20 protein-coding genes are annotated in these 22,844 nt (G+C 70.4%); 18 read left to right on the forward strand and 2 right to left on the reverse strand.

What is annotated here, in order from left to right:
* Positions 1-14: 14 nt before the first annotated feature.
* Positions 15-1,739: a DUF1302 domain-containing protein gene (locus tag B9P64_RS13295; RefSeq protein ID WP_085316737.1), complete on the reverse strand. Its 1,725-nt coding sequence runs from the start codon at positions 1,737-1,739 to the stop codon at positions 15-17.
* Between the two features lie 276 nt (positions 1,740-2,015).
* Here B9P64_RS13295 and B9P64_RS13300 point away from each other — a divergent pair, with 276 nt between their 5' ends.
* On the forward strand, positions 2,016-2,924 hold the full coding sequence (locus tag B9P64_RS13300; protein WP_085316738.1) for a LysR family transcriptional regulator: 909 nt from the start codon (positions 2,016-2,018) through the stop codon (positions 2,922-2,924).
* 49 nt (positions 2,925-2,973) lie between these two features.
* Here the strand turns inward: B9P64_RS13300 and B9P64_RS13305 are convergent, their stop codons facing one another.
* Positions 2,974-3,798, reverse strand: a complete 825-nt coding sequence (locus B9P64_RS13305; protein ID WP_235840004.1) for a DNA-binding transcriptional regulator — start codon at positions 3,796-3,798, stop codon at positions 2,974-2,976.
* Positions 3,799-3,920: 122 nt separating this feature from the next.
* Here B9P64_RS13305 and B9P64_RS13310 point away from each other — a divergent pair, with 122 nt between their 5' ends.
* The 17 genes from B9P64_RS13310 to tssG all read left to right on the forward strand — a co-directional run bounded on the left by B9P64_RS13310 (position 3,921) and on the right by tssG (position 22,841).
* A complete protein-coding gene (locus B9P64_RS13310) occupies positions 3,921-4,817 on the forward strand; it encodes an alpha/beta fold hydrolase (protein WP_085316740.1) in 897 nt (298 codons plus the stop codon).
* Positions 4,818-4,928: 111 nt separating this feature from the next.
* Entirely contained in the window at positions 4,929-6,629 is a 1,701-nt protein-coding gene (locus B9P64_RS13315) for a bifunctional 3-(3-hydroxy-phenyl)propionate/3-hydroxycinnamic acid hydroxylase (RefSeq protein WP_085316741.1), read from the forward strand.
* On the forward strand, positions 6,626-7,567 hold the full coding sequence (locus B9P64_RS13320) for a 3-carboxyethylcatechol 2,3-dioxygenase (protein WP_139826316.1): 942 nt from the start codon (positions 6,626-6,628) through the stop codon (positions 7,565-7,567). The genes B9P64_RS13315 and B9P64_RS13320 overlap by 4 nt, the downstream gene beginning before the upstream one ends.
* A 47-nt stretch (positions 7,568-7,614) precedes the next feature.
* Positions 7,615-8,766, forward strand: a complete 1,152-nt coding sequence (locus B9P64_RS13325; RefSeq protein WP_085316743.1) for an ABC transporter substrate-binding protein — start codon at positions 7,615-7,617, stop codon at positions 8,764-8,766.
* The gene (locus B9P64_RS13330) at positions 8,763-9,563 is read left to right on the forward strand and encodes a 2-keto-4-pentenoate hydratase (protein ID WP_085316744.1); all 801 of its coding nucleotides are present in this window, start codon (positions 8,763-8,765) and stop codon (positions 9,561-9,563) included. The genes B9P64_RS13325 and B9P64_RS13330 overlap by 4 nt, the downstream gene beginning before the upstream one ends.
* 22 nt (positions 9,564-9,585) lie before the next feature.
* Positions 9,586-10,527, forward strand: coding sequence for an acetaldehyde dehydrogenase (acetylating) (locus B9P64_RS13335; protein ID WP_085316745.1), 942 nt, complete (start codon positions 9,586-9,588; stop codon positions 10,525-10,527).
* A gap of 11 nt (positions 10,528-10,538) precedes the next feature.
* Positions 10,539-11,585 carry a 4-hydroxy-2-oxovalerate aldolase gene (gene dmpG, locus B9P64_RS13340; RefSeq protein ID WP_085316746.1) on the forward strand — a complete coding sequence of 349 codons (1,047 nt, stop codon included), beginning with the start codon at positions 10,539-10,541 and terminating at the stop codon, positions 11,583-11,585.
* 60 nt (positions 11,586-11,645) lie between these two features.
* Positions 11,646-12,677: a branched-chain amino acid ABC transporter permease gene (locus B9P64_RS13345; protein ID WP_085316747.1), complete on the forward strand. Its 1,032-nt coding sequence runs from the start codon at positions 11,646-11,648 to the stop codon at positions 12,675-12,677.
* On the forward strand, positions 12,674-14,515 hold the full coding sequence (locus B9P64_RS13350) for a branched-chain amino acid ABC transporter ATP-binding protein/permease (RefSeq protein ID WP_085316748.1): 1,842 nt from the start codon (positions 12,674-12,676) through the stop codon (positions 14,513-14,515). The genes B9P64_RS13345 and B9P64_RS13350 overlap by 4 nt, the downstream gene beginning before the upstream one ends.
* A complete protein-coding gene (locus B9P64_RS13355; protein ID WP_085316749.1) occupies positions 14,515-15,264 on the forward strand; it encodes an ABC transporter ATP-binding protein in 750 nt (249 codons plus the stop codon). Before B9P64_RS13350 ends, B9P64_RS13355 begins: the two co-directional genes overlap by 1 nt.
* Before the next feature lie 96 nt (positions 15,265-15,360).
* Positions 15,361-16,494, forward strand: coding sequence for a porin (locus B9P64_RS13360; RefSeq protein ID WP_085316750.1), 1,134 nt, complete (start codon positions 15,361-15,363; stop codon positions 16,492-16,494).
* A 336-nt stretch (positions 16,495-16,830) separates the two neighbouring features.
* Positions 16,831-17,340: a type VI secretion system contractile sheath small subunit gene (tssB, locus tag B9P64_RS13365; RefSeq protein ID WP_085316751.1), complete on the forward strand. Its 510-nt coding sequence runs from the start codon at positions 16,831-16,833 to the stop codon at positions 17,338-17,340.
* 47 nt (positions 17,341-17,387) lie between these two features.
* Entirely contained in the window at positions 17,388-18,869 is a 1,482-nt protein-coding gene (gene tssC / locus B9P64_RS13370) for a type VI secretion system contractile sheath large subunit (protein WP_085316752.1), read from the forward strand.
* 72 nt (positions 18,870-18,941) lie between these two features.
* Positions 18,942-19,421: an Hcp family type VI secretion system effector gene (locus tag B9P64_RS13375; RefSeq protein WP_085316753.1), complete on the forward strand. Its 480-nt coding sequence runs from the start codon at positions 18,942-18,944 to the stop codon at positions 19,419-19,421.
* Positions 19,422-19,480: 59 nt separating this feature from the next.
* A complete protein-coding gene (tssE, locus tag B9P64_RS13380) occupies positions 19,481-19,933 on the forward strand; it encodes a type VI secretion system baseplate subunit TssE (protein ID WP_085316754.1) in 453 nt (150 codons plus the stop codon).
* The gene (gene tssF / locus B9P64_RS13385; RefSeq protein WP_085316755.1) at positions 19,933-21,696 is read left to right on the forward strand and encodes a type VI secretion system baseplate subunit TssF; all 1,764 of its coding nucleotides are present in this window, start codon (positions 19,933-19,935) and stop codon (positions 21,694-21,696) included. The genes tssE and tssF overlap by 1 nt, the downstream gene beginning before the upstream one ends.
* Positions 21,660-22,841 carry a type VI secretion system baseplate subunit TssG gene (tssG, locus tag B9P64_RS13390; protein ID WP_085316756.1) on the forward strand — a complete coding sequence of 394 codons (1,182 nt, stop codon included), beginning with the start codon at positions 21,660-21,662 and terminating at the stop codon, positions 22,839-22,841. Before tssF ends, tssG begins: the two co-directional genes overlap by 37 nt.
* Positions 22,842-22,844: the final 3 nt, after the last annotated feature.

A 22,844-nucleotide genomic window follows, 5' to 3' on the forward strand; every position in this document is an offset into this window, starting at 1 on the left:
CGGAGGGGCGCGGGTCAGAAGCTGCGGCGCAGCGAAAGCGCGAGGTAGTCGCGGTCCTTGAGCGACTGGCCGAAGCTGTAGTCGCTCGTCGCGTCGAGGAAGGGGCTGAGGCCGCCGTAGTAGTGGGTCCAGGTCAGCGAGAAGCGCCAGGCGTCGAGGTAGGCCCCAGCGATGCCGAGGTTCATGTCGCCGCCGCGATGCGTGCCGAAGCCCGACACCGCGCCCGACTTGCCTTTCGGCGAGTAACTGATGCCGACCGGTACCGACAGGTCCAGGCCCGGCAGCACCTGGCGATAGCTCGGCTCGTACACGACGCGCATGGCGAGTCCGTCACGCGTTGCGTTCCGCGACAGCTGGGCGGCGTTCTTCGTCACGCTCAGCACACGGTTCGCCGCAATCTCGGCTGCGAGCGAGGCTTCGCGCGCGATGAACGACGGCCCGAACGACGCGATCGTCGAGAACTGGAGATGCGCCGTGTTGCCGACCGCGAACAGCGGGTTCGCGGCGTCGATGACCGTGCCGGGCAGGACCGTCGCGGCCGGCGTCACGAGCGGCGCGCCACGCCGCAGCGAGGCTTCGCCCGCGACATTGAAGTCGTCGACGCTGGTCGAGAAGCTCGCGCCGAAGGCCCGCACGCCCTGGGCATAGGCCGCCTGATAGACGCCGATCTGGCCCGTGACCGGGTTGAAGATCGTCGGGTCGAGCACGACGGGCACGCCGTTCACGGTCGTCACGCCGGGGCGTGCATAGACGTTCGGATTGCGGTCGTGATAGCGGATCGCGTAGAGCCCGAAATCGGTGTCGAGCCCGGTCGGGCGCCAGCGCAGTTGCAGGCCGCCCTGGCCACTGTCCTTCGGCTTGATGTCGGCGCCGCGGAACAGGGCCGCCGCGCCGCCGCCCGGCACGAGCGGCGCGCCGGCCAGCAGCCGTTCGGCGCCCTTGTCGAGCGGGTCGGAGGCCGAGAAATAGCTGCCCGAGGCGGGGAGCCGGTTCGCCTCCCAGCGGAACTGGTAGAAGGCGCCGACCGCGACCTCTGGCGAGAACTGCGCTTGCGCCGAGACCTGGGGCACGGGCCGGACCACTTCCTTGAACTGGGCGTTGGGCACCGACAGCAGCTTGACCACGTCGGTCGGCGCCATGCCGCCGGCGATGCCGTTGGCGCCGTAGAACAGGCTCTCGCCCCAGAGCAGGCCGTGGCGACCGAGGCGCCAGGTCACGCGCGTGTCGCCGACGCCGAAGCGGCCGAAGGCGAAGGCGTCGAGCAGCTCGGCCTGACGCCCGTGCAGGTTGCGCGTGGCGGTCGTGAACTGGTTGGACGCCACGCTCGATGAATTGACGGTCGTGGGCGAATCGTTGCGGTTGCCGCGGTTGTAGACCGCGTCGTACCAGCCGGCGCCGCTCAGGCGCAGCCCGAGGTCGTTGTTCCAGCTCGCATCGAATTCCGAGAACAGGTCGAGCCGCTCGGAGGTGATGCCGCGACTGCCGAAGTTGCGGTCGCCGTCGTCGAGATTGGCGCAGGCGGCGCAGTCGACAAGGCCGGCGCTCGGATTCTTCAGGCGCAGCGCGGTGCTGAGCTTGACCGTGTTGTCCCAGCGCAGCTTGAGTTCGGGCACGTCGGTGTCGATCTCGAACGCCATGACGGCCGGACTGCTTGCCAGCGCGGCGAAGGCGCCGGCAGCGATTGCGTGGCGCCGGCCGAAGCCGGTCGCACCCGCCACGCGAGTGGGGTGTCGTCTCATGTCTCCATCCTCTTTATTGGCTGGTTGCGCCTGGCGCCTTGCCGGTCTTGTGCCGGACTCGTTCGACAGGTCGCGCCCAAGGCGACGGCCACCGTTGAAGCGGTAGCTGAAATGCCGGTTATTCCGGTTTCGCCTTGATGCGGAGCAAGGGTATGTCTCGGCTGACGATGCGAAAAATCGTTAATTACGATTCCGACCATCGGCCATACCGATGGCCGGACAGCGCCGAACAAAGTCGGCGCCGGTCAAGCCGGATCAACCCAAAGCACAAGAACGATGAACTTCAAGCGACTCGACCTGAACCTGCTCGTCGCACTCGACACCCTGCTGCACGAGCGCAACGTGACCCGCGCCGCCGAGAAGCTGCACCTCACGCAATCGACGATGAGCGGTGCGCTCGGTCGCCTGCGCGACTACTTCAGCGACGAGCTGCTGCTGCCGATCGGACGCCGCATGGCGCTGACCCCGCTGGCCGAGACGCTGGTCGAACCGGTACGCGACGTACTGCTTCGCATCGACTCGACCATCGTGCGGCGGCCGGAGTTCGACCCGGCCGTCGCCAGCCGCACATTCCGCATCGCGGCTTCCGATTACATCGAAACCGTGCTGCTCAGCGCCGCGATCACCCGCGCCGCCGAGCTGGCGCCCGGCATCACCTTCCATCTGCAACGGGTCGACGCCGGCGTGCTCGATGCGCTGACCCAGGGCAATGTCGACATGGTCGTGATGCCGGCCAACTACATGCGGCCGGAGCATCCGCTCGAAGTGCTGTTCACCGACAGCTACAGCTGCGTCGTGTGGATGGGCAATGCGGCGATCGGTGACCGGATCGACTTCGACGACTATCTGCGGCTCGGTCATGTCGTGACCCGGATCCGGAATGCGCCGTCGGCGATGTTCGATCAGGAGATCCTCGAGCGCTGCGGTTCGGCGCGCCGCATCGAGGTCGTGGTGGAGAGCTTTGCGGCGCTGCCGCAGTTCATCCTCGGCACCCACCGCATCGCCACCATGCAGACCCGGCTCGCCCATCACTGCGCGCGTCAGCTGCCGCTGCGGGTGCTGCCCACGCCGTTCAAGACTGCCGGGCTGGAGGAGGCGATGCAGTGGCATCGCTACCAGGACGGCGATCCGGCGATGCAATGGCTGCGGACGCTGCTGCGCGACGCTGCGGCGCAGCAGCGCTAGGCGTGCCGCTTCGGCAGCCTGTTCCGGTGTCGGTCCGGATCGGCCGCAGTCAGCGCGAATCGCCCGCGCCGGCGCCGCCGTCGTCCGCCGCGAGCTGGGCCTCGACCCGCTGCACCGCATGCCGCAGCGCCGGCAGATGGCGCCGCGCCGCCTCGTCTGACTTGAGCGCGCGCGCCAGATAGACCACGTTGAGACTGCCGAGCGGCCGGCCCTGGTGCATCACCGGCAGCGCGATCGCGCCGATCTTGCGCTGCGCATCCCATTCGGCATCGTTGGCGCCGTAGCCGCGCTCGCGCGTGCGCTCCAGCAGCCGAGCCACGAAGCGCTCGTCGCGGGCCAGCCGGGCCTGCTCGTCGTCCTGGTCGCGCATCAGCGCCAGCAGGCTGTCGAGCACATCGGGCGGGCAATGCGCGAGATAGGCGCGGCCGGCGGCGGTCGTGAGCATCGGCATCGACTGGCCGACCATCGCGCGGTGGAACGACAGCTGACTGAAGCGGTGAGTGGATTCGCGGATGACCATGCGCGCGCCCTGCGGCGTGCTCACGTCCGACGGCCACAGCACCGCGGTCAGCAGCTCGGCCAGCGCCGGCGCCGCCAGCGACGAGATCCAGTCGTCGTCGGTGAAGCCCTCGCTCAGCGAGCGCACGCGCAGCGCCAGGCAGTAGCGGCCGTCCGATTCGCTGCGCCGCACGTACTGCTCGGCGATCAGGGTTTCGAGCAGCCGGCGCACCGTCGTGCGATGCAGCCCGGTCTCGCGCACAAGGTCGGCGAGCGTGCAGCGGCCGCCCTCGAAGGTGTTGAGCGCGCGCAGGAGATCGAGCCCCCGGACTAACCCGCGCACGGTCGCGTAATCGTTGGCATCGCCCGAAATCACCGCAAAAACTCCTTTTGAATCAACGCTGTGCAACAGGCGGACACTAGGCCAGATTCTTGTGTCCGTCACTCGGGCTCTTCCTAGAATCGCCTCCATTCCAACACCGCCACGACGGAGACGACATGGGCGCAAGCGCTTTCAAGAGCATCTGGGCCGAGCTGCGCGGCACCAGTTTCAGCCAGGGCTGGATCGATGCCGGCGGCATCTCGACGCGCTATCTGCACAGCGGCGACACAGCCAGGCCGCCGCTGATCCTGCTGCATGGCGTGGGCGGCCATGCCGAGGCCTACATCCGCAATCTGAAGTCGCATGGCGAATGCTTCTCTGTCTGGGCGGTCGACATGATCGGCCACGGCTGGACTGACAAGTCGCTGGAGCCGGTGGAGATTCCGCGCTACATCGACCACCTGCTGCGCTTCATGGATGCCGCGAAGATCGAGCGCGCGCACTTCTCGGGCGAGTCGCTCGGCGGCTGGGTCGCGGCGCGCATGGCCATCGACCATCCCGACCGCGTCGACCGGCTGGTGCTCAACACCGCCGGCGGCTCGCAGGCCGACCCCAGGGTGATGGAGCGGCTCAAGACGCTGTCGCTGCAGGCCGCGAGCGATCCGAGCTGGGAGTTCATCAAGGCGCGGCTCGAATGGCTGATGGCCGACAAGTCCAAGGTCTTCGACGACCTCATCGCGACGCGCCAGGCCATCTACGCCCAGCCCGGCATGAAGGAGGCGATGCCCGCGAACATGATCCTGCAGGAGCTTGAGGTGCGCCGCCGCAACATGCTCTACGCCGACGACTACGCGCGCATCGAGGCGCCGACGCTGGTGCTGTGGACCTCGCACGACCCGACCGCCGACGTGTCCGAAGGCCGCCGCATGGCCACGATGATTCCCGGCGCGCTGTTCACGGTGATGGACGGCTGCGGTCACTGGCCGCAGTTCGAGGACCCGGAAGTCTTCAACCGCATCCATCTGCAATTCCTCGCCGGCGGCGTGCCGCCCGAAGCCGAGCGCGTGGGCTGAACGCCCGCGCCGCCGCCGCGCGACGCCCCATCCACCGATCACGAAGAACGACATCCGGCAGACGGAGGGGGCAACTCGTCCCGCCATTCCGGAGCATGAGGAGAGAACGCAATGAGCATCACGGAGCAATACGACTTCGACGTGATCGTCGTCGGCGCCGGACCGGTCGGCCTGACGATCGCCAACACGCTCGGCCTGCACGGCGTGCGCGCGCTGCTGGTCGAGCGCGGCGAGACGCTGATCGACTATCCGCGCGGCGTCGGCATGGACGACGAATGCCTGCGCAGCATCCAGGGCATCGGGCTGGTCGACGCGGTGCTGCCGCACATCACGCCGCATCACTGGATGCGCTTCGTGACGAAGCGCGGCTACTGCTTCGCATCGATCGAGCCGCGCACCGACGAGTTCGGCTGGTCGCGCCGCAATGCCTTCAACCAGCCGGCGGTCGACCGCGAGCTGCTCGCCGGGCTGGCGCGCTTCGCGTCGGTGAGCGTGCAGCTCGGCACCGAGATGGAAGGCTTCGAGCAGGACGCGCGCGGCGTGACCGTGCGGCTGGCGCGCGCCGGCCAGACCACCGCGCTGCGCTGCCGCTATCTGGTCGGCAGCGACGGCGGCCGCAGCGCGGTGCGCACTGCGCTCGGGGTGGAATTCGGCGGCATCACCGACAAGTCGAAATGGCTCGTCATCGACATCCGCAACGATCCGCTCGGCGTGCCCAACATCTACATGCACTGCGATCCGGCGCGGCCCTATGTGAGCGTGGCGCTGCCCGACTCGGTGCGGCGCTTCGAATTCATGATCTTCGAGGGCGAGACCGAGGAGGAGATCACCCGGCCCGAGCGCATCGCCGAACTGATGCGCAAGGTGCTGCCGCCCGATGTCGATCCGCTCGCGCTCGACTACATCCGCAAGCGCGTCTACACCCACAACGCGCGCATCGCCGACCGCTGGAAGGTGGGCCGCGTGCTGCTCTCGGGCGATGCCGCGCACATCATGCCGGTGTGGCAGGGCCAGGGTTACAACACCGGCATGCGCGACGGCACCAACCTCGCGTGGAAGCTGGCGTATGTGGTCAACGGCCGCGCCGACGACCGCCTGCTCGACACCTATCAGGACGAGCGCCCGCCGCATGCCAAGGCCATGATCGACCTGTCGGTGACGGCCGGCCGCATCTTCTCGCCGCGCAATCCGCTGGTGGCCAGCGCGCGCGACATCGCGGTGCGCGTGCTCAACCTGTTCCCGGCCGCGCGGCGCTATTTCCTGGAGATGCGCTACAAGCCGATGCCGCGCTACGAGCGCGGGCTGGTGGTGCCCGAGCCGGTCGCGCGCGCCGCCTCGCCGGTCGGGCGCATGTTCATCCAGCCGCAGGTGCGCACCCGCGACGGCGAGATCCGGCTGCTCGACGACGTGCTCGGCAAGGGCTTTGCCGTGCTGTCCTGGGGCGTCGATCCGACGCGCTGGCTCACGCCGTCGAGCCGCGCCATCCTCGCCGCGCTCGACGCGCGCCGCGTGACGGTCAAGCCCATCACCCAGCTCCGGCGCGAACTCGACATCAGCGACGAGGCGCTGCTCATCGGCGACGAACAGGGCCGGCTCAAGGAATGGTTCGGCGCGCATCCGGCGGCGGTGGTGGTGCTGCGGCCCGACCGCTTCGTCGCGGCCATCTGCTACCCGGTGCAGATCAACGAGACGCTGGCCGCCGTGGCCCGCGCCGCCGGCCTGCGCACCGATGCCGTGCCCGCGCCGGCGCCTGCCGCCGGCACGCGCGCCACCGCGCCCGCCCTGCCCGAGCTGGCCGGAGCCGCGCAGTGAAGCGGCATCTCGTCTGCCTGTCGCACACGCCGCTCAAGGGCCATGTCGATCCGCTGCCCGAGGTGGTAGCCGAGGTCGGCGACGCGGTGGCGCAATTGCGCGCCGAGGTCGAGCGCTTCGAGCCCGAACTCGTCGTGCTGTTCGCGCCCGACCACTACAACGGCTTCTTCCTCGATCTAATGCCGCAGTTCTGCCTCGGCGTGGCGGCGCAGTCGGTCGGCGATTTCGCGTCGCGGCCCGGTCCGCTCGACGTGCCGCGCGCGCTCGCCGAAGCCTGCGCCGAGGCGGTCGTCGCCGACGGCATCGATCTGGCGGTGTCGTGGCGCATGCAGGTCGATCACGGCTTCGCCCAGCCGCTCGAAGAGCTGACCGGCGCGCTCGACCGCCATCCGGTGCTGCCGCTGTTCATCAACTCGGTCGCGCCGCCGCTGGTCGACTTTCGCCGCGCGCGCGAGTTCGGCGCGGCGGTCGGCCGCTTCCTGCGCAACCTCGACCAGCGCGTGCTCGTCGTCGGCTCGGGCGGGCTGTCGCACAACCCGCCGGTGCCGCAGCTGCGCAGCGCCGCGCCCGACGTGGCCGAGCGGATCATCGCCGGCCGCAATCCCACGCCCGAGGCGCGCCAGGCGCGCCAGGCCCGGACCATCGCCGCCGCGCGCGCCTTTGCCGCCGGCTCGAACGAGCTGCGCGCGCTCAATCCCGACTGGGACCGCCGCTTCATGCGCGACATCGAGACGCGCGACTGGAGCGCGCTCGACGCCTATCGCAACGACGCCATCAGCGCCGACGGCGGCGCCTCGGCCCACGAAGTGAAGACCTGGGTCGCCGCCGCCGCCGCCTTCGACGCGGCCACGGCCGGCGCCGGCGCGCTGCGCCGCCGCTACTACCGCGCCATCCCCGAATGGGTGGCCGGCTTCGGCGCCATCAGCAGCGCGCCCTGACCACCGCACACATCACAACGACACGGCGCAACCCGAGGAGACGACGCATGACCCTTTCCCTTCAACCGGCGGCCCGCAGGCTGGCCGCGCTGGCGCTGCTCGGCGCCAGTGCCGCGCCCGCGCTGGCCGACATCAACATCGGCGTCATCGCCTCGCTCACCGGCCCGGCTGCCGCGCTCGGCAACGAGACGCGCAAGGCCGTCAGCCTGATGCCCGCCAGCCTCGGCGGCGAGAAGCTCAACTTCATCGTGCTCGACGACACGACCGATCCGACCGCCGCCGTCACCGACATCCGCAAGCTCATCGGCGAGCACAAGGTCGACGCGGTGCTCGGCCCCAATCTCATCAGCAACGGCAACGCCATCGCCGACGTGGCCAATCAGGAGAAGGTGCCGCTCATCTCGGTGGCGCCGATCGACGTGAGCGGCGACAAGCGCCGCTACGTGTTCCGCAGCGAGCCGGGCGCCGACCTGATGGTCAAGCGCATCGTCGACGACATGGTGGCGGCCGGCGCGAAGACCGTCGGCTTCATCGGCTTCGCCGACTCCTGGGGCGACACGCTGTTCAACGCGCTCAAGGCCACGGTCGAGGGCTCGGGCCTGCGCATCGTCGCGGCCGAGCGCTACGGCCGCACCGATCCGAGCGTGCAGGCGCAGGTGCTCAAGACGCTCGCGGCCAAGCCCGACGTGGTCTTCGTCGGCGCCTCCGGCACGCCGGCCGCCATGCCGCAGATCACGCTGCGCGAGCGCGGCTTCAAGGGCGCCATCTATCAATCGCACGGCGTCACCAGCAAGGAGTTCCTGCGCGTCGGCGGCGCCCGGGTCGAGGGCGCGCTGGTGCCGGTCGGCCCGGTGCTGGTCGCCGAGCAACTGCCCGACGGCCATCCGGTGAAGAAGGTCGGCAGCGCCTTCGTGCAGGCGCTCGAAGCCAGGTACGGCCCCGAGTCGCGCTCCACCTTTGCGGGCGCGAGCTGGGATGCTTGGCTGCTGCTGCAGAACGCCATCGGCAGCGCCCTCAAGACCGCGCGGCCCGGCACGCAAGCCTTCCGCGACGGCCTGCGCGATGCGCTCGAAAACACGCGCGGCCTGGTCGGCAGCAACGGCGTGTACAGCACCACGCCGGCCGATCACGCCGGCTACGACCCGAAATCGGTGGTGCTGGTCAAGGTGGAAAACGGCGCCTGGAGATTGGTGAAATGAGCGCCGACCTGCTCTCCGTCGACGCCGCCGCCAGCCTGCTGCGCGACGCCGCCGCGCGCGGCACGCCGGTCCCGCCGCTGCGCGACCGCGTGGCCGCCGCCGACCTCGACACCGCCTACGCAATCCAGGCCGCCAACACCCGCGCCCGGCTGGCCGAGGGCCGGCGCATCGTCGGCTACAAGATCGGCCTCACCTCGCGCGCGGTGCAGGCTCAACTGGGCGTGGACCAGCCCGACTTCGGCGTGCTGTTCGACGACATGCCGGTCGGCGACGACGCGCCGCTGGCGCGCGCCACGCTGCTGCAACCCAAGGTCGAGGCCGAGATCGCGCTGGTGCTCGGCCGCGACCTCGGCTTCGAGCGCCACGGCTATGCCGACATCCTCGGCGCCACCGCCTATGCCCTGCCGGCCATCGAGATCGTCGACAGCCGCATCGCCGACTGGAACATCCGCCTGTTCGACACCGTGGCCGACAACGCATCGAGCGGGCGCTTCGTGCTCGGCTCGCGGCCGGTCGCGCTCGGCGCCTTCGACCTCGCCGGCTGCGCGATGGAGATGACACGCGACGACGCCAGCGGCACCGCCGTCGTCTCGCGCGGCGGCGGTCGCGCCTGCCTCGGCAATCCGCTCAACGCCGCCGTCTGGCTCGCCGACACCATGGTCCGGCGCGGCCATCCGCTGCGCGCCGGCGACGTGCTGCTCACCGGCGCGCTCGGGCCGATGGTGGCCGTGGCCGCCGGCGATGTTTTCACCGCCCGCATCGACGGACTCGGAGAAGTCCGCGCGCGTTTCGAATGACCTTTCCCCAAGGCGAAACCCCATGAAGAAGATCAAGTGCGCGCTGATCGGCCCCGGCAACATCGGGACCGATCTGCTCTACAAGCTCAAGCGCAGCCCGGTGCTGGAGCCGGTCTGGATGGTCGGCATCGACCCGAATTCCGACGGCCTCAAGCGCGCCGCCGAGATGGGCATGAAGACCACCGCCGACGGCGTCGACGGCCTGCTGCCGCATGTCGCCGAGGACGGCATCCGGATCGCGTTCGACGCGACCTCGGCCTACGTCCACGCCGAGAACTCGCGCAAGCTCAACGAACTCGGCGTGCTGATGATCGACCTGACGCCGGCCGCGATCGGCCCGTTCTGCGTGCCGCCGGTGAACCTGCGCCAGCATGTCGGCCAGCGCGAGATGAACGTCAACATGGTCACCTGCGGCGGCCAGGCCACGATCCCGATGGTGGCCGCGATCAGCCGCGTGCAGCCGGTGGAATACGGCGAGATCGTCGCCACCGTGTCGAGCCGCTCGGTCGGCCCGGGCACGCGCAAGAACATCGACGAATTCACCCGCACCACCTCGGGCGCGGTCGTGAAGGTCGGCGGCGCCAGGACCGGCAAGGCCATCATCATCATCAACCCGGCCGAGCCGCCGCTCATCATGCGCGACACGGTGCATTGCCTGACCGAGACCGAGCCCGACCGCGCCGCGATCACCGCCTCGGTGCTCGCGATGATCGAGGAAGTGCGCAAGTACGTGCCCGGCTACAAGCTCGTCAACGGCCCGGTGTTCGACGGCAGGCGGGTGTCGGTCTTCATGGAAGTCGAAGGCCTCGGCGACTACCTGCCGAAGTACGCCGGCAACCTCGACATCATGACCGCCGCCGCCGCGCGCACCGCCGAGATGTTTGCCGAGGAAATCCTCGCCGGGCGCCTGTCGCTCGACGCCGCCGCGGGCGCCGCGCCCGTCACCGCCCCGATCCCCGCCTGAAGGAGCCCGCGATGACTCTCGCCGGAACCCGGATCCGTCTGCACGACATGACCTTGCGCGACGGCATGCACCCCAAGCGCCATCTGATGACGCTCGAACAGATGCAGAACATCGCCACCGGCCTCGACGAAGCCGGCGTGCCGCTCATCGAAGTGACCCACGGCGACGGCCTGGGCGGCTCGTCGGTGAACTACGGCTTTCCGCTGCATACCGATGCCGAATATCTCGGCGCCGTCATCCCGCTGATGAAGCAAGCCAAGGTCTCGGCGCTGCTGCTGCCCGGCATCGGCACCGTCGAGCATCTGCGCATGGCGCACGAGATCGGCGTGCACACGATCCGCGTTGCAACCCATTGCACCGAGGCCGACGTGAGCGAGCAGCACATCGGCATGGCGCGCAAGCTCGGGCTCGATACCGTGGGCTTTCTGATGATGGCGCACATGGCGCCGGCCGCGAAGCTGATCGAGCAGGCGCGGCTGATGGAAAGCTACGGCGCCAACTGCGTCTACGTGACCGACTCGGCCGGCTACATGCTGCCCGACGAGGTGCGCGAAAAGCTCGGCGCGGTGCGCCAGGCGCTCAGGCCCGAGACCGAGCTTGGCTTCCACGGCCATCACAACCTCGCGATGGGCGTGGCCAATTCCATCGCCGCCGTCGAGGCCGGCGCGCGGCGCGTCGATGCCGCCGCCGCGGGTCTGGGCGCCGGTGCCGGCAACACGCCGATGGAAGTGCTCGTCGCGGTCTGCTCGCGCATGGGCATCGAGACCGGCGTGGACGTGGCCGCGATCTGCGACGTGGCCGAGGACCGCGTGGTGCCGATCATGGACCACCCGATCCGCATCGACCGCGACTCGCTCACGCTCGGCTATGCGGGCGTGTATTCGAGCTTCCTGCTGTTCGCCAAGCGCGCCGAGCAGAAGTACGGCGTGAAGGCGCGCGACATCCTCGTCGAGCTGGGCCGGCGCGGCATGGTCGGCGGCCAGGAAGACATGATCGAGGACACCGCCATGACCCTGGCGCGCGAGCGCGCCGGCAATGCCGCAGTGCAAGCGGCCTGAGCCTCCACCGACACAACGACAAACCCGGTCCGCCAGCGTTGCGGACCCGGAGGAGACTTCATGGACATGGCGATCGCGCTCCTGCTCGGGCAGGACGGGCTCGCCAATGGCGCGGTGTACGCGTTGTTGGCGCTGGCCCTGGTACTGGTGTTCGCGGTGACCCGCGTCATCTTCATTCCCGAAGGGGAATTCGTCGCCTGGGGCGCGCTGTCGCTCGCGGCGATGCAGGCCGGCCATGCGCCGGGCACGGCCTGGGTGCTGCTCGGCTGCGGCGCCGTGGCCAGCGCGCTCGACCTGCGCTGCCTGCGCGGCGACCGGCCCGCGCTGCTGCGCGCGCTGGGCTGGCAGCTCGGCTATCCGGCCGCGCTGCTGGCGCTGCTGCATGCGCTGCCGCTGGCCGCGCTGCCGATGGCGGCGCAGGTGGCGCTGGCGTTCGCGGTGGTGGTGCCGCTCGCGCCACTGATCTACCGCCTGGCCTTCCAGCCGATCGCCGATGCGACGGTGCTCACGCTGCTCATCGTGGCGGTGGCGGTGCATGTGGCGATGGTCGGCTTCGGGCTGCTGCTGTTCGGCCCCGAGGGCGCGCGCACGCCGGCCTTCTCCGACGCCAGCGTCAGCCTCGGCACGCTCGAATTCACCGGCCAGTCGCTCGCGGTGTTCGGCTGTTCGCTGGCGCTGATCGCGGCGCTCTACCTGTTCTTCGAGCGCACGCTCTGGGGCAAGGCGCTGCGCGCCTCGGCGCTCAACCGGCGCGGCGCGCGGCTGATGGGCATCTCGCCGACCATGACCGGGCGGCTCGCCTTCGGCCTGGCCGGCGCCATCGGCGCGCTGTCGGGCGTGCTCATCGCGCCGGTGACCACGCTGTACTACGACAGCGGCTTTCTCATCAGCCTCAAGGGCTTCGTCGCCGCCATCGTCGGCGGACTGGCGAGCTATCCGGCGGCGGCGCTCGCGGCGCTGTGCGTCGGCCTGCTCGAATCGTTTTCCTCGTTCTGGGCCAGCGCGTTCAAGGACGTCATCGTCTTCACGCTGATCATTCCGGTGCTGGTCTGGCGCTCGCTGCAATCGCAGCACATCGAGGAGGAAGCATGAGTTCCCTGCCTACGGTCGCGCCGCGCGCGACGCCGTCCGCGCCCGCGCCCGCGCTGCTGCCGCGCCTGCTCGGCCTGATCGCCGGCGCAGCGCTGCTGGCCGCGCCGCTGCTGCTGCCCGACTTCTACGTGACGCTGCTCAACTACGTGGGCCTCTACAGCCTGGTGGCGCTCGGGCTGATGCTGCTCACCGGCGTGGGCGGGCTCACGTCCTTCGGGCAGGCGGCCTTCGTGGGGCTGGGCGCCTACACGACGGCGCTGCTCACGACCGGGCCCTGGCTCGGCTCGCTCGGCCTGCCGGCCTCGCCGTGGATCGGGCTGATCGCCGGGCTGCTGCTCACGCTCGCGGTGGCGGTGCTGCTGGGCTCGCTCACGCTGCGGCTGTCGGGCCATTACCTGCCGCTCGGCACCATCGCCTGGGGCATCAGCCTGTACTACCTGTTCGGCAGCGTGGACTTCCTCGGCGGTCATACCGGCATCACCGACATTCCACCGGTGACGCTGCCGGGCCAGCCGCTCGACGACGCGCGGCACTTCTTCTACCTGATCGCGCTGTTCGTCGCGGCCGGCATGTTCACCACGCACAACCTGCTCGATTCGCGCGAGGGCCGGGCCATCCGCGCGCTCAAGGGCGGCCGGGTGATGGCCGAGGCGATGGGCGTCGACACCTCGCGCGCGCGCATGGTCATCTTCGTGATCGCGGCCTTGCAGGCGAGCGCGGCGGGCTGGCTCTATGCCCACATGCAGCGCTTCGTGAACCCGACGCCGTTCGGCATGCATGCCGGCATCGACTACCTGTTCATGGCAGTGCTCGGCGGCGCCGGCCATGTGTGGGGCGCGCTGGTGGGTGCGGGCGTCATCACGGCGGCGCGCCAGTGGTTGCAGGACTGGCTGCCTCGGCTCGTCGGCATGCCGGGCAACTTCGAGACCATCGTGTTCGGGCTGGCGATGGTGCTGGTGCTGCAACGCGCGCGCCACGGCCTCGCGCCGCTGGTGGCGCGGCTGCTGCCCCGGCGTCATGCCGCGCGCCGCGTCGACGACCATGCCGAGCCGCTGCCGCGCCGCGCCATGCCGGCCACCGGCGAGACCATTCTCGAAGCCGAGCAGGTGACGCGCCGCTTCGGCGGACTGGTGGCCAACAACGCCATGGACCTGCGCGTGCATGCCGGCGAGATCGTCGCGCTGATCGGCCCCAACGGCGCCGGCAAGAGCACGATGTTCAACCAGCTGTCGGGCGTCGACACGCCGACGTCGGGCGCGATCCGCTTTCGCGGCCGGCCGGTGGCCGGGCTCGGCGCGCGCGCCATCGCGGCGCTCGGCATGAGCCGCAGCTTCCAGCATGTGCGCATGCTGCCGGCGATGAGCGTGCTGGAGAACGTGGCCATCGGCGCGCACCAGCGCGGCCGGCGCGGCGTGTTCGCGGCGGCCTGGCGGCTCGACCGCGACGAGGAGGCGCGGCTCATCGCCGAGGCCGCGCGCCAGCTGCGCCGCGTGGGCCTCGACGAGCGCATGCATGCGGCGGCCGGCACGCTGTCGCTCGGTCAGCAGCGGATCATGGAGATCGCCCGCGCGCTGTGCAGCGACCCCTGCCTGCTGCTGCTCGACGAACCGGCCGCCGGCCTGCGGCATCAGGAGAAGGCCGCGCTCGGCGAACTGCTGCGCCGGTTGCGCGCCGAAGGCATGGCGGTGCTCATCGTCGAGCACGACATGGACTTCGTGATGGGCCTCGCGGATCGCGTGGTGGTGATGGAATTCGGCCAGAAGATCGCCGAGGGTCTGCCGCAGCAGGTGCAGCAGGATCCGAAGGTGCTCGAGGCCTATCTGGGCGGGGTGGCGTGATGGCGCGCAATGTTCTGGAAGTGCGCGGCCTGTGCGTCGCCTACGGCAAGGTCGAGGCGGTGCACGACGTGGATCTGGCGGTGCCCGAGGGCAGCATCGTCACCGTCATCGGCCCCAACGGCGCCGGCAAGACCACCACGCTGGCGGCGCTGATGGGCCTGCTGCCGATGCGCGGCAGCGTCGGCTTCGACGGCCGGATCGATGCGCGCCCGACGGTCGAGCGCCGGGTGGCGGCCGGCCTCGCGCTGGTGCCCGAATCGCGCGACCTGTTCAGCGAGATGAGCATCGAGGACAACCTCCGGCTCGGTGCCTTCCAGCGCCACCGCGACGGTCATCGCGATGCCGCGACCACGCTGCGCGAGGTGTACGCGCTGTTCCCGCGCCTGCTGGAACGGCGCACGCAGGCGGCCGGCACGCTGTCGGGCGGCGAGCGCCAGATGCTGGCGCTGGGCCGCGCGCTGATGGGCAAGCCCCGGCTGCTGATGCTCGACGAGCCCAGCCTCGGCCTGGCGCCGCTGATCGTGCGCGACATCTTCCGGATCATCGTGCAGCTGCGCGCGCGCGGCGTGTCGGTGCTGCTGGTGGAGCAGAACGCGCGCGCCGCGCTCCAGGTGGCCGACTACGCCTATGTGCTGGAAAACGGCCGCGTCGCGCTCGAAGGCCCGGCCAGCGAACTGGCGACCGACCCGCGCGTGGTCGAGTCCTACCTGGGTCTGTCGGGCAAGCACCAGGACATGCTCGCCACCTGAGCGCGGCGGGCGGTCCGCACCGTCTTGCAATCCCTTGCAAGCGCCCGCGCCGGCGCCACGGCGCCCATCGAAAACACAACAACAGGAGTGAGACCCATGGCATCCATCGCCAGGAACCCGTTCGCCCGTTCGAAACGCGGCTCGGCCGCGCTGGCCGCCGCGCTGGCCCTGCCCGGCCTCGCCGCCGCCCAGCAGGTGACGCTCTACGGCTCGATCGACACCGGCATCGAGCACATCCGGCATGCGCGCGCCGATGGCGGCCCGTTGACCCGCGTGCCGTCGGTCACCGGCACCCAGGCGTCGCGCGTGGGCCTGCGCGGCGAGGAGGATCTGGGCGACGGCAACCGGGCGTTGTTCGTCGTCGAGAACGGCTTCAACGCCGACACCGGCAGCGCCGGCCAGGGCGGCCGCATCTGGGGCCGGCAGGCCTTCGTGGCGCTGAGCTCGGCGCGCTGGGGCCAGCTCGGCATCGGGCGCCAGTACACGATGATCAACTACCCGCTCATCACCGGCGACATCCTCGGGCCCAATCTCTACGGCCTCGGCTCGCTCGACAGCTATGTGCCGGCGGCGCGCTCGGACAACACGCTGGCCTACCGGCACCGCGTCGCCGGCTTCGGCTTCGGCGCCACCTACTCGACCGGGCGCGACGCGGTCGGCGGCTGCGCCGGCGAAGGCGCGGCCGGACCGCTGGCCTGCCGCCAGGTCTCGGCGCTGCTCCAGTACGACGCCGACGACTGGGGCGTCGGCTATGCGCTCGACGAGCAGCGCGGCGGCGGCACGGCGACCGCGAGCTTCTACAACGGCGCGCCGGCCATCGCGCTGAGCGCGCCGTCGGACAAGGACCTGCGCCATCTCGCGACCGCCTGGGTCAGGCTGGCCGGCGTCAAGGTCGCGGGCGGCTGGCTCGGCCGGCGCGTCAGCAGCGCCGCTGCCGACGCCGGCTCGAACCTGTACTTCATCGGCGCGGCCGTGCCGGTGACGGCGGCCTGGACCGTCGACGGCATGGCGTTGCGCATGCTCAACACCGACCAGGACCGCAGCGCCTCGATGCTGGCGGCGCGCGCCAGCCATGCCTTCAGCCGACGCACCGCCGCCTATGTGCAGCTCGCCTGGCTCGACAACGGCAAGCGCGCGCAATACCAGGTCAGCTCGGGGGGTGGCGGCACCGTGCCCGCGCCGGGGACCGGCCAGCTCGCCAGCTTCGTGGGCCTGCGCCACAGCTTCTGACGCCGCCCCCGTGCCTGCGCCCGCATCGAGCTGGCGCGCAGGCCGAAATGAGCGCCGATTGTCAGCGCCGGCAGCGCCCCGGCGTTAGCCAAAAGTCGGCCGCTTATCGCCGCCATTTCTTTCGATGACGGCGGCGGCAAACGCGATTCCATGCGCCTCGGCCTACACCGAACGGTGAAGGGGTCGCGGACGCCGCAAGCACCGCCATCCCGCCAGTGACAGAGCCACCCAGCACGAATGCGGGAGTTGCCATGCAGCCGGTCCGTCGCCGTCGCAACCCCCGCTTCACGCATCTCGGGCATCGCTTGCCCGACCATTCCTGTGTGAGAGGTTTCGATGGCAGATAGTCTCCAAAAATGGGTCGGTCGCAACCGTCCGCCCCGCGTCCAGATCACCTATGACGTCGAGATCGGCGATGCCGCCGAGAAGAAGGAACTGCCGCTCGTCGTGGGTCTGCTGGCCGACCTGAGCGGCCAGCCCAAGACCGCGCTGCCCAAGCTGAAGGAACGTCGCTTCGTCGACATCGACCGCGACAACTTCAACGCGATCCTGACCAAGATCGCGCCGCGCCTCGACCTGTCGGTGCCCGACACCTTCAAGGGCGAAGGCAATCTCAAGGTCGAACTCAACTTCGCCGACTTTGCCGACTTCCGGCCCGAGGCCATCGTGCGCCAGGTGCCGCGTCTGGCCCGCCTGCTCGAAGCCCGCCAGCAGCTGCGCGACCTGCTCGCCAAGCTCGACGGCAACGACGAACTCGACGCCCTGCTCGACGCCATCGTCAACAACAGCGAGGAGCTGCAATCGCTCAAGAGTCAGGCCGGCGCCGCCGAGCCCGTGACCGAGTGAACTTCGCCGCCTCCCAATCGCATCGTCCGATCCCCCACTGAGCATCCATGGCAACCGAACTTGAAACCGAAGGCGGCGCCGGCGCCGCGACGCTTGAGCTGAGCCTGCTGGACCGCATCGTCCACGAAGGCCACATGGCGATCGACCCGTCGCAGGGCCAGTACGCCAAGAAGCTGCTGGGCCAGCTGGCCACGCAGATCCTCGACGAAGGCATGAAGACCAGCCCCGACAAGAGCGTGGTCGCGGCCATCAACGAACGCGTCGCCGAGATCGACAAGATCCTGACCGACCAGGTCAACGCGATCATGCACGACCCCGCCTTCCAGGCGCTCGAAGCCTCGTGGCGCGGTCTGCACGACATGGTGCACGGCACCGAGACCGGCCCCGGCCTCAAGCTGCGCCTGCTCAACGTGAGCAAGAAGGAGCTGCTCAAGGATCTGGAATCGGCCGTCGATCACGACATGAGCGTGCTGTTCAAGCACATCTACGAAGCCGAGTACGGCACCTTCGGCGGCCAGCCCTATTCGCTGCTGATCGGCGACTACGAGTTCGGTCGCCATCCGCAGGACATCGCACTGCTGGAGCGCCTGTCGAAGGTGGCTGCCGCCGCGCATGCGCCGTTCATCTCGGCGGTCGCGCCGTCGATGTTCGACCTCGGTTCGTTTGCCGATCTGGGCGTGCCGCGCGACCTGTCGAAGACCTTCGAAAGCCTGGAGCTGGCCGGCTGGCGCGCCCTGCGCGAGAGCGAGGATTCGCGCTATCTGGCGCTGGTGGTGCCGCGCTACGCCGCCCGCCTGCCCTATGGCGAGAAGACCGTGCCGGTCGAGGAGTTCGGCTTCGAGGAAGACGTCGACGGCAGCGAGCACGACAAGTATCTGTGGGCCAACGCGGCCTATCAGCTCGGCCTGTGCATCACCGACTCGTTCGCCAAGCACGGCTGGACCACGGCGATCCGCGGCGTGGAAGGTGGCGGCAAGGTCGGCGGCATCGCGGCCCACGCCTTCAAGACGGCCGAAGGCGACGTGGCACTCAAGTGCCCGACCGAGGTGACCATCACCGACCGGCGCGAGAAGGAGCTGAACGAACTCGGCTTCATCGGCCTGGTGAATTCCAAGGGCTCGGACGTGGCGGCCTTCTTCGGCGGCCAGACGGTGAACAAGCCCAAGCTCTACAACAAGGACACGGCCAATGCCAATGCGGCCCTGTCGGCGCGCCTGCCCTATGTGCTGGCAGCCTCGCGGTTCGCGCATTACCTCAAGGTAATCATGCGCGACAAGGTCGGCAGCTTCCAGACGCGCGGCGAGATCGAGGACTACCTCAACAACTGGATCGCCGACTACGTGCTGCTCAACGACAGCGCGCCGGCCGCGACCAAGGCCCGCTTCCCGCTCGGCGAGGCGCGCGTGGACGTGACCGAGGTGGCCGGCAAGCCGGGCGCCTATCAGGCCACGGTCTTCCTCAAGCCCCACTTCCAGATGGAAGAACTCACGGCCTCGATCCGGCTCGTGGCAAAGCTGCCCAACACCTGACGGCCCCGGGCCATTCCGCCGGCCTCGCCATGACGGGGCCGGCCCATTCGACGCATACAGGGAAACTTCCAGATGGACGTGATCATTCTTGAAATCAAGGACGTCAAGGGCAACTGCCAGATCGACAAGTACCAGGGGCAGATCATCATCCAGTCGTTCAGCCAGGGCGTGATGCTCCCGCTGCAGATGGACACGTCGAACACCGAGCGCACCGCCGGTCGTCCGGTGTTCCAAGAGATGAGCTTCTCCAAGATGAGCGACATGTCGACGCCGGTGCTGTACGCCGCCTGCGTGCAGGGCAAGAAGCTCGGCGACGCCAAGATCCACATCGGCCGCAACGAGAACGGCGTGTTCATGTCGGTCATCGAATACGTGCTCACGAGCGCCATGGTGTCGAACATCAGCACCACCGGCGGCGGCGGCATTCCGGTCGACAGCTTCTCGCTCAACTTCACCAAGATCACCATGGACTTCACGCAGCAGAAGTCCGATTCGACGAAGAAGGGCACGGCCAACTTCGGCTGGGACCTGGAGACCAACAAGGCCGCCTGAGCGGCATCGGCGCGGCCCGCCGGGCCGCTGCCCTCCTCTTCTAGCGACCTCCGTCCACCATGCACGCGCTGCTGCCTGTCGCCCCGATTCCGCTGTTCGACCGCCTGTGCGCCGACGCCGACGCGGCCAGCGGCGCAACGCTCGATGCGGCGGGGCTCGAGGCGTCGATCGCCTGCGATCTGGCGCGACTGCTGGGCACGCGCTCGCGGCTCGGCTTCGACGCGTTCCTGGCCGCCGATCCGACGGTCGTCGACTACGGCCTGCCCGACATCAGTGCGCTGTCGGCCGGCTCGGGCGACGATCTGGCGCTGCTCAGGCGCGCGGTCGAGCAGGCGATCCGGCGCTATGAGCCGCGGCTGCTCGATGCACGCATCGCGGTCGCACCGGTCGCCGGCGCACCGCATCTGGCGCAGCTGCGCATCGATGCGGCAATGCGGCTCGGCGGCGAGTTGCGCCGGGTGCGCTTCGAGCTCGATGCCGAGCCCGGCTCGGCCCGCGTCGGAGCCGCCTGATGCGCATCGACGACGATCTGCTCGGCTACTACGAACGCGAGCTGGTCTATCTGCGCGACCGGGGCGCCGAGTTTGCCGAGCGCCATCCGCGCGTCGCCGGCCGGCTCGGCTTCGGCGCCGCCGAATCCACCGATCCGCATACCGAGCGGCTGATCGAGGCCCAGGCCTTTCTCGCCGCGCGCGTGCACCGCGACCTCGACCGCGAGTTCCCGCAATTCGCCGCCGCGCTGCTCGACAACCTCTGCCCCACGCTCAACCAGCCGCTGCCGTCGATGTCGGTGGCGGCGCTGCGCCACGATCCGGCGCAGGGCAAGATCACCGCCGGCTTTGCGGTGCCGCGCCACAGCGTGCTGGTCGCCAGCGGCGGGCGCGATGCCCAGCCCTGCCGGCTGCGCACCGCCTGGGACAGCGTGCTGTGGCCATTGCAGGTGACCGACACCCGGCTGGTCGATGGCCGCGAGCTGCGCGTGCGCCTGCGCTGCGAGCCCGGCACCGATCTGGCCGAACTCGAACTCGACACGCTGCGGCTGCATCTGCACGGCGAGCTGTCCCAGACCATGCCGCTCTACGACCTGCTGGTGAGCGGCGTGGCCGGCATCGTGCTGCGCACCGCCGGCGGCACGCAGCAGCGGCTGGCGCTGCGCCACTGGCGCGAGCTGGGCTTTGCCGCCGACGAGACCGTGCTGCCGCTGCCGCCGCATGCCGACCCGGCCTATGCGCTGCTCCAGGAGTACTTCGCATTTCCGCGCAAGTTCCATTTCTTCGAGCTGGGCGGGCTGGCCGGCCGGCTCGGCAGCGGCAGCGAATTCGAGTTCGCGCTCGAACTCAAGCCCAGCGCCGCGCTGCCGCGCCAGCTCGATCCGCTGGCGCTGCGCACCGGCTGCGTGCCGGTCATCAACCTGTTCGAGCGCACCAGCGAACCGATCCGCGTCGACGGCCGCCAGCATGAGTACCAGCTGGTCGGCGACCGCCAGCGCGAGCCGCAGACCGAGGTGCATTCCATCCTCGCGGTGCATGCGAGCGACCCGGAGGCCGAACGCAGCTGCATCGTGCCGCCGTTCGCCGCGCTCGATCCCGAGGCGCCCGAGGCGGCGGCCGGCCTGTTCTGGTCGGCCCGGCGCGAGCCGAGCGGCCGCGCCGGCCTGCCCGGCAGCGAGCTCTGGCTCGGCTTCGTCGACCTGGGCCATGCGCCGGCGCGACCGACCAGCGCCGTCGTGCATGCCGACCTGCTCTGCACCAACCGCCGGCTCGCCGAGCAGCTGGCGCCCGGCACCGCATTGCGCGCCGAGGGCCTGTCGTCGGCACTGAGCGCGCGCTGCCTGTATCAACCGTCGCCGCAGCGGCCGGCGCCGCGCTCGGCCCAGGCCATGTGGCAGCTGGTGTCGCTGCTGCGGCTCAACCACGGCGCGCTGTTCGAGGCGAATGGCGATGCGGCCCGGCTGCGCGCCCTGCTCACGCTGTTCAGCGACGGCAGCGCGCACGACCAGGCGCAGATCCGCGGCCTGCGCCGGCTCGCCGCGCGGCCCGGTCTGGCCCAGGTCGGGCAGGACGCCTGGCGCGGTCATCGGCGCGGTACCGACATCGACATCGAGTTCGACGACGAAGCCTTTGCCGGCGGCTCGCCGCTGCTGCTGTCCGCCGTGCTGGCGCGCTTCTTCGCGCTGTACACCACCCTCAACGCATTCGCGCGCCTGACCGTGCGGCGCCGCGACGAAACCTGGCAGCAATGGCCACCGATCGCCGGACGTCAGCCCCTGCTCTGAATCCGGCGCTGCAACGCCTGCTTCAGGGCGCCGACCTGTTCCAGGCCATCGGCCTGCTCGAACGCAGCGCACCCGACGCGGCACCGCTCGGCCACGGCAGCGGCCGCGGCGAGGCGGTGCGGCTGGCCGGCCAGATCACGCTGGCCTTCGCGCCCGGCGATGTGGCCTCGGTGCGCGCGCTCGATGCCGACAGCGCCCAGCGCTGGGAGCTGAGCACGCCGGTGCTGGCGCTGGCCGGCGCGACCGGCCCGCTGCCGCTCGCCGATGCAGAGCGGCTGCTGGAACGCCGGGGCCAGGCCGGCCGCGCGCCGCTCGATTTCCTCGACGTGTTCCATCACCGCTGGCTGAGCTTTCTGTATCGCGGCCGCAAGCTGCATCGCAGCAGCCTGCAATGGGAGGCGCCGGCGAGCCGGCCGCTGGCCCGGGTGCTGGGCGCGCTGGCCAATCTCGGGCCGGCCGATGCCGCAACGCCGGCCGCCGACGCCAGCTGGCTGCGCCATGCCGCGCTGCTCGGGCCGGCGCCGCGCTCGATGGCGCGGCTGGAAACGCTGCTGACCGACCGGCTCGGCCTGCCGGTGCGCGGCACGTCCTTCGTCGGCGGCTGGCTGGCGCTGGCGCCGGATCAGCTCACGCGTCTGGGACGCGGCGCCGGCCTGGGCCAGGGCGCGCTGCTGGGTCGGCGCGCCTGGGACGACAGCGCCGGCATCGCGCTCAGCGTCGGGCCGGTGCCGGCGGCGCGCTGGGCCGGCTTTCTGCCCGGCGGCAGCGATCTGGCCCGGCTGCACCGGCTCACCGGCCGCCATGCGCAGCAGGCGCTCGATGTGCAGGTCGAGCTGCTGCGCGCGCCCGGCCTGGCCGGCGCCGCCGCGCGGCTGGGCCAGAGCCGGCTCGGCTGGCAGGGCTGGCTGACCGGCGCGCCGCGTCCGCCGGCATCGGCCGCGACCGCGACCGCGACCGCGACCGCGACCGCGACCGCAACCGCAACCGCAACCGCAACCGCAACCGCAACCGCAACCGCCGACGCCGCCGACGCGCCGCCGCCCGCAGCACCTGCCAAGCCCGCGCCGCCCGCCAAGCCCGTCCTCAGCCTGCCGCCGGTCCGACTGCGCCTCGGCGCGGCGGCCGCCTTTCCGTCTGCCGTCTGAAGA

The sequence above is a fragment of the Derxia lacustris genome (genome assembly GCF_002105195.1).
In the GTDB taxonomy this organism is placed as follows: Bacteria; Pseudomonadota; Gammaproteobacteria; order Burkholderiales; family Burkholderiaceae_E; genus Derxia; species Derxia lacustris.

Excerpts from the sequence above, each read along its gene's own strand:
- tssE (WP_085316754.1), top strand. The coding sequence starts at position 19,481 with ATGCACGCGCTGCTGCCTGTCGCCCCGATTCCGCTGTTCGACCGCCTG.
- B9P64_RS13295 (WP_085316737.1), bottom strand. The coding sequence starts at position 1,739 with ATGAGACGACACCCCACTCGCGTGGCGGGTGCGACCGGCTTCGGCCGG.
- B9P64_RS13335 (WP_085316745.1), top strand. The coding sequence starts at position 9,586 with ATGAAGAAGATCAAGTGCGCGCTGATCGGCCCCGGCAACATCGGGACC.
- B9P64_RS13350 (WP_085316748.1), top strand. The coding sequence starts at position 12,674 with ATGAGTTCCCTGCCTACGGTCGCGCCGCGCGCGACGCCGTCCGCGCCC.
- tssF (WP_085316755.1), top strand. The coding sequence starts at position 19,933 with ATGCGCATCGACGACGATCTGCTCGGCTACTACGAACGCGAGCTGGTC.
- dmpG (WP_085316746.1), top strand. The coding sequence starts at position 10,539 with ATGACTCTCGCCGGAACCCGGATCCGTCTGCACGACATGACCTTGCGC.
- B9P64_RS13310 (WP_085316740.1), top strand. The coding sequence starts at position 3,921 with ATGGGCGCAAGCGCTTTCAAGAGCATCTGGGCCGAGCTGCGCGGCACC.
- B9P64_RS13315 (WP_085316741.1), top strand. The coding sequence starts at position 4,929 with ATGAGCATCACGGAGCAATACGACTTCGACGTGATCGTCGTCGGCGCC.
- tssB (WP_085316751.1), top strand. The coding sequence starts at position 16,831 with ATGGCAGATAGTCTCCAAAAATGGGTCGGTCGCAACCGTCCGCCCCGC.
- tssC (WP_085316752.1), top strand. The coding sequence starts at position 17,388 with ATGGCAACCGAACTTGAAACCGAAGGCGGCGCCGGCGCCGCGACGCTT.
- B9P64_RS13325 (WP_085316743.1), top strand. The coding sequence starts at position 7,615 with ATGACCCTTTCCCTTCAACCGGCGGCCCGCAGGCTGGCCGCGCTGGCG.
- B9P64_RS13375 (WP_085316753.1), top strand. The coding sequence starts at position 18,942 with ATGGACGTGATCATTCTTGAAATCAAGGACGTCAAGGGCAACTGCCAG.
- B9P64_RS13345 (WP_085316747.1), top strand. The coding sequence starts at position 11,646 with ATGGACATGGCGATCGCGCTCCTGCTCGGGCAGGACGGGCTCGCCAAT.
- B9P64_RS13355 (WP_085316749.1), top strand. The coding sequence starts at position 14,515 with ATGGCGCGCAATGTTCTGGAAGTGCGCGGCCTGTGCGTCGCCTACGGC.
- B9P64_RS13300 (WP_085316738.1), top strand. The coding sequence starts at position 2,016 with ATGAACTTCAAGCGACTCGACCTGAACCTGCTCGTCGCACTCGACACC.
- B9P64_RS13360 (WP_085316750.1), top strand. The coding sequence starts at position 15,361 with ATGGCATCCATCGCCAGGAACCCGTTCGCCCGTTCGAAACGCGGCTCG.
- B9P64_RS13330 (WP_085316744.1), top strand. The coding sequence starts at position 8,763 with ATGAGCGCCGACCTGCTCTCCGTCGACGCCGCCGCCAGCCTGCTGCGC.
- tssG (WP_085316756.1), top strand. The coding sequence starts at position 21,660 with ATGGCCACCGATCGCCGGACGTCAGCCCCTGCTCTGAATCCGGCGCTG.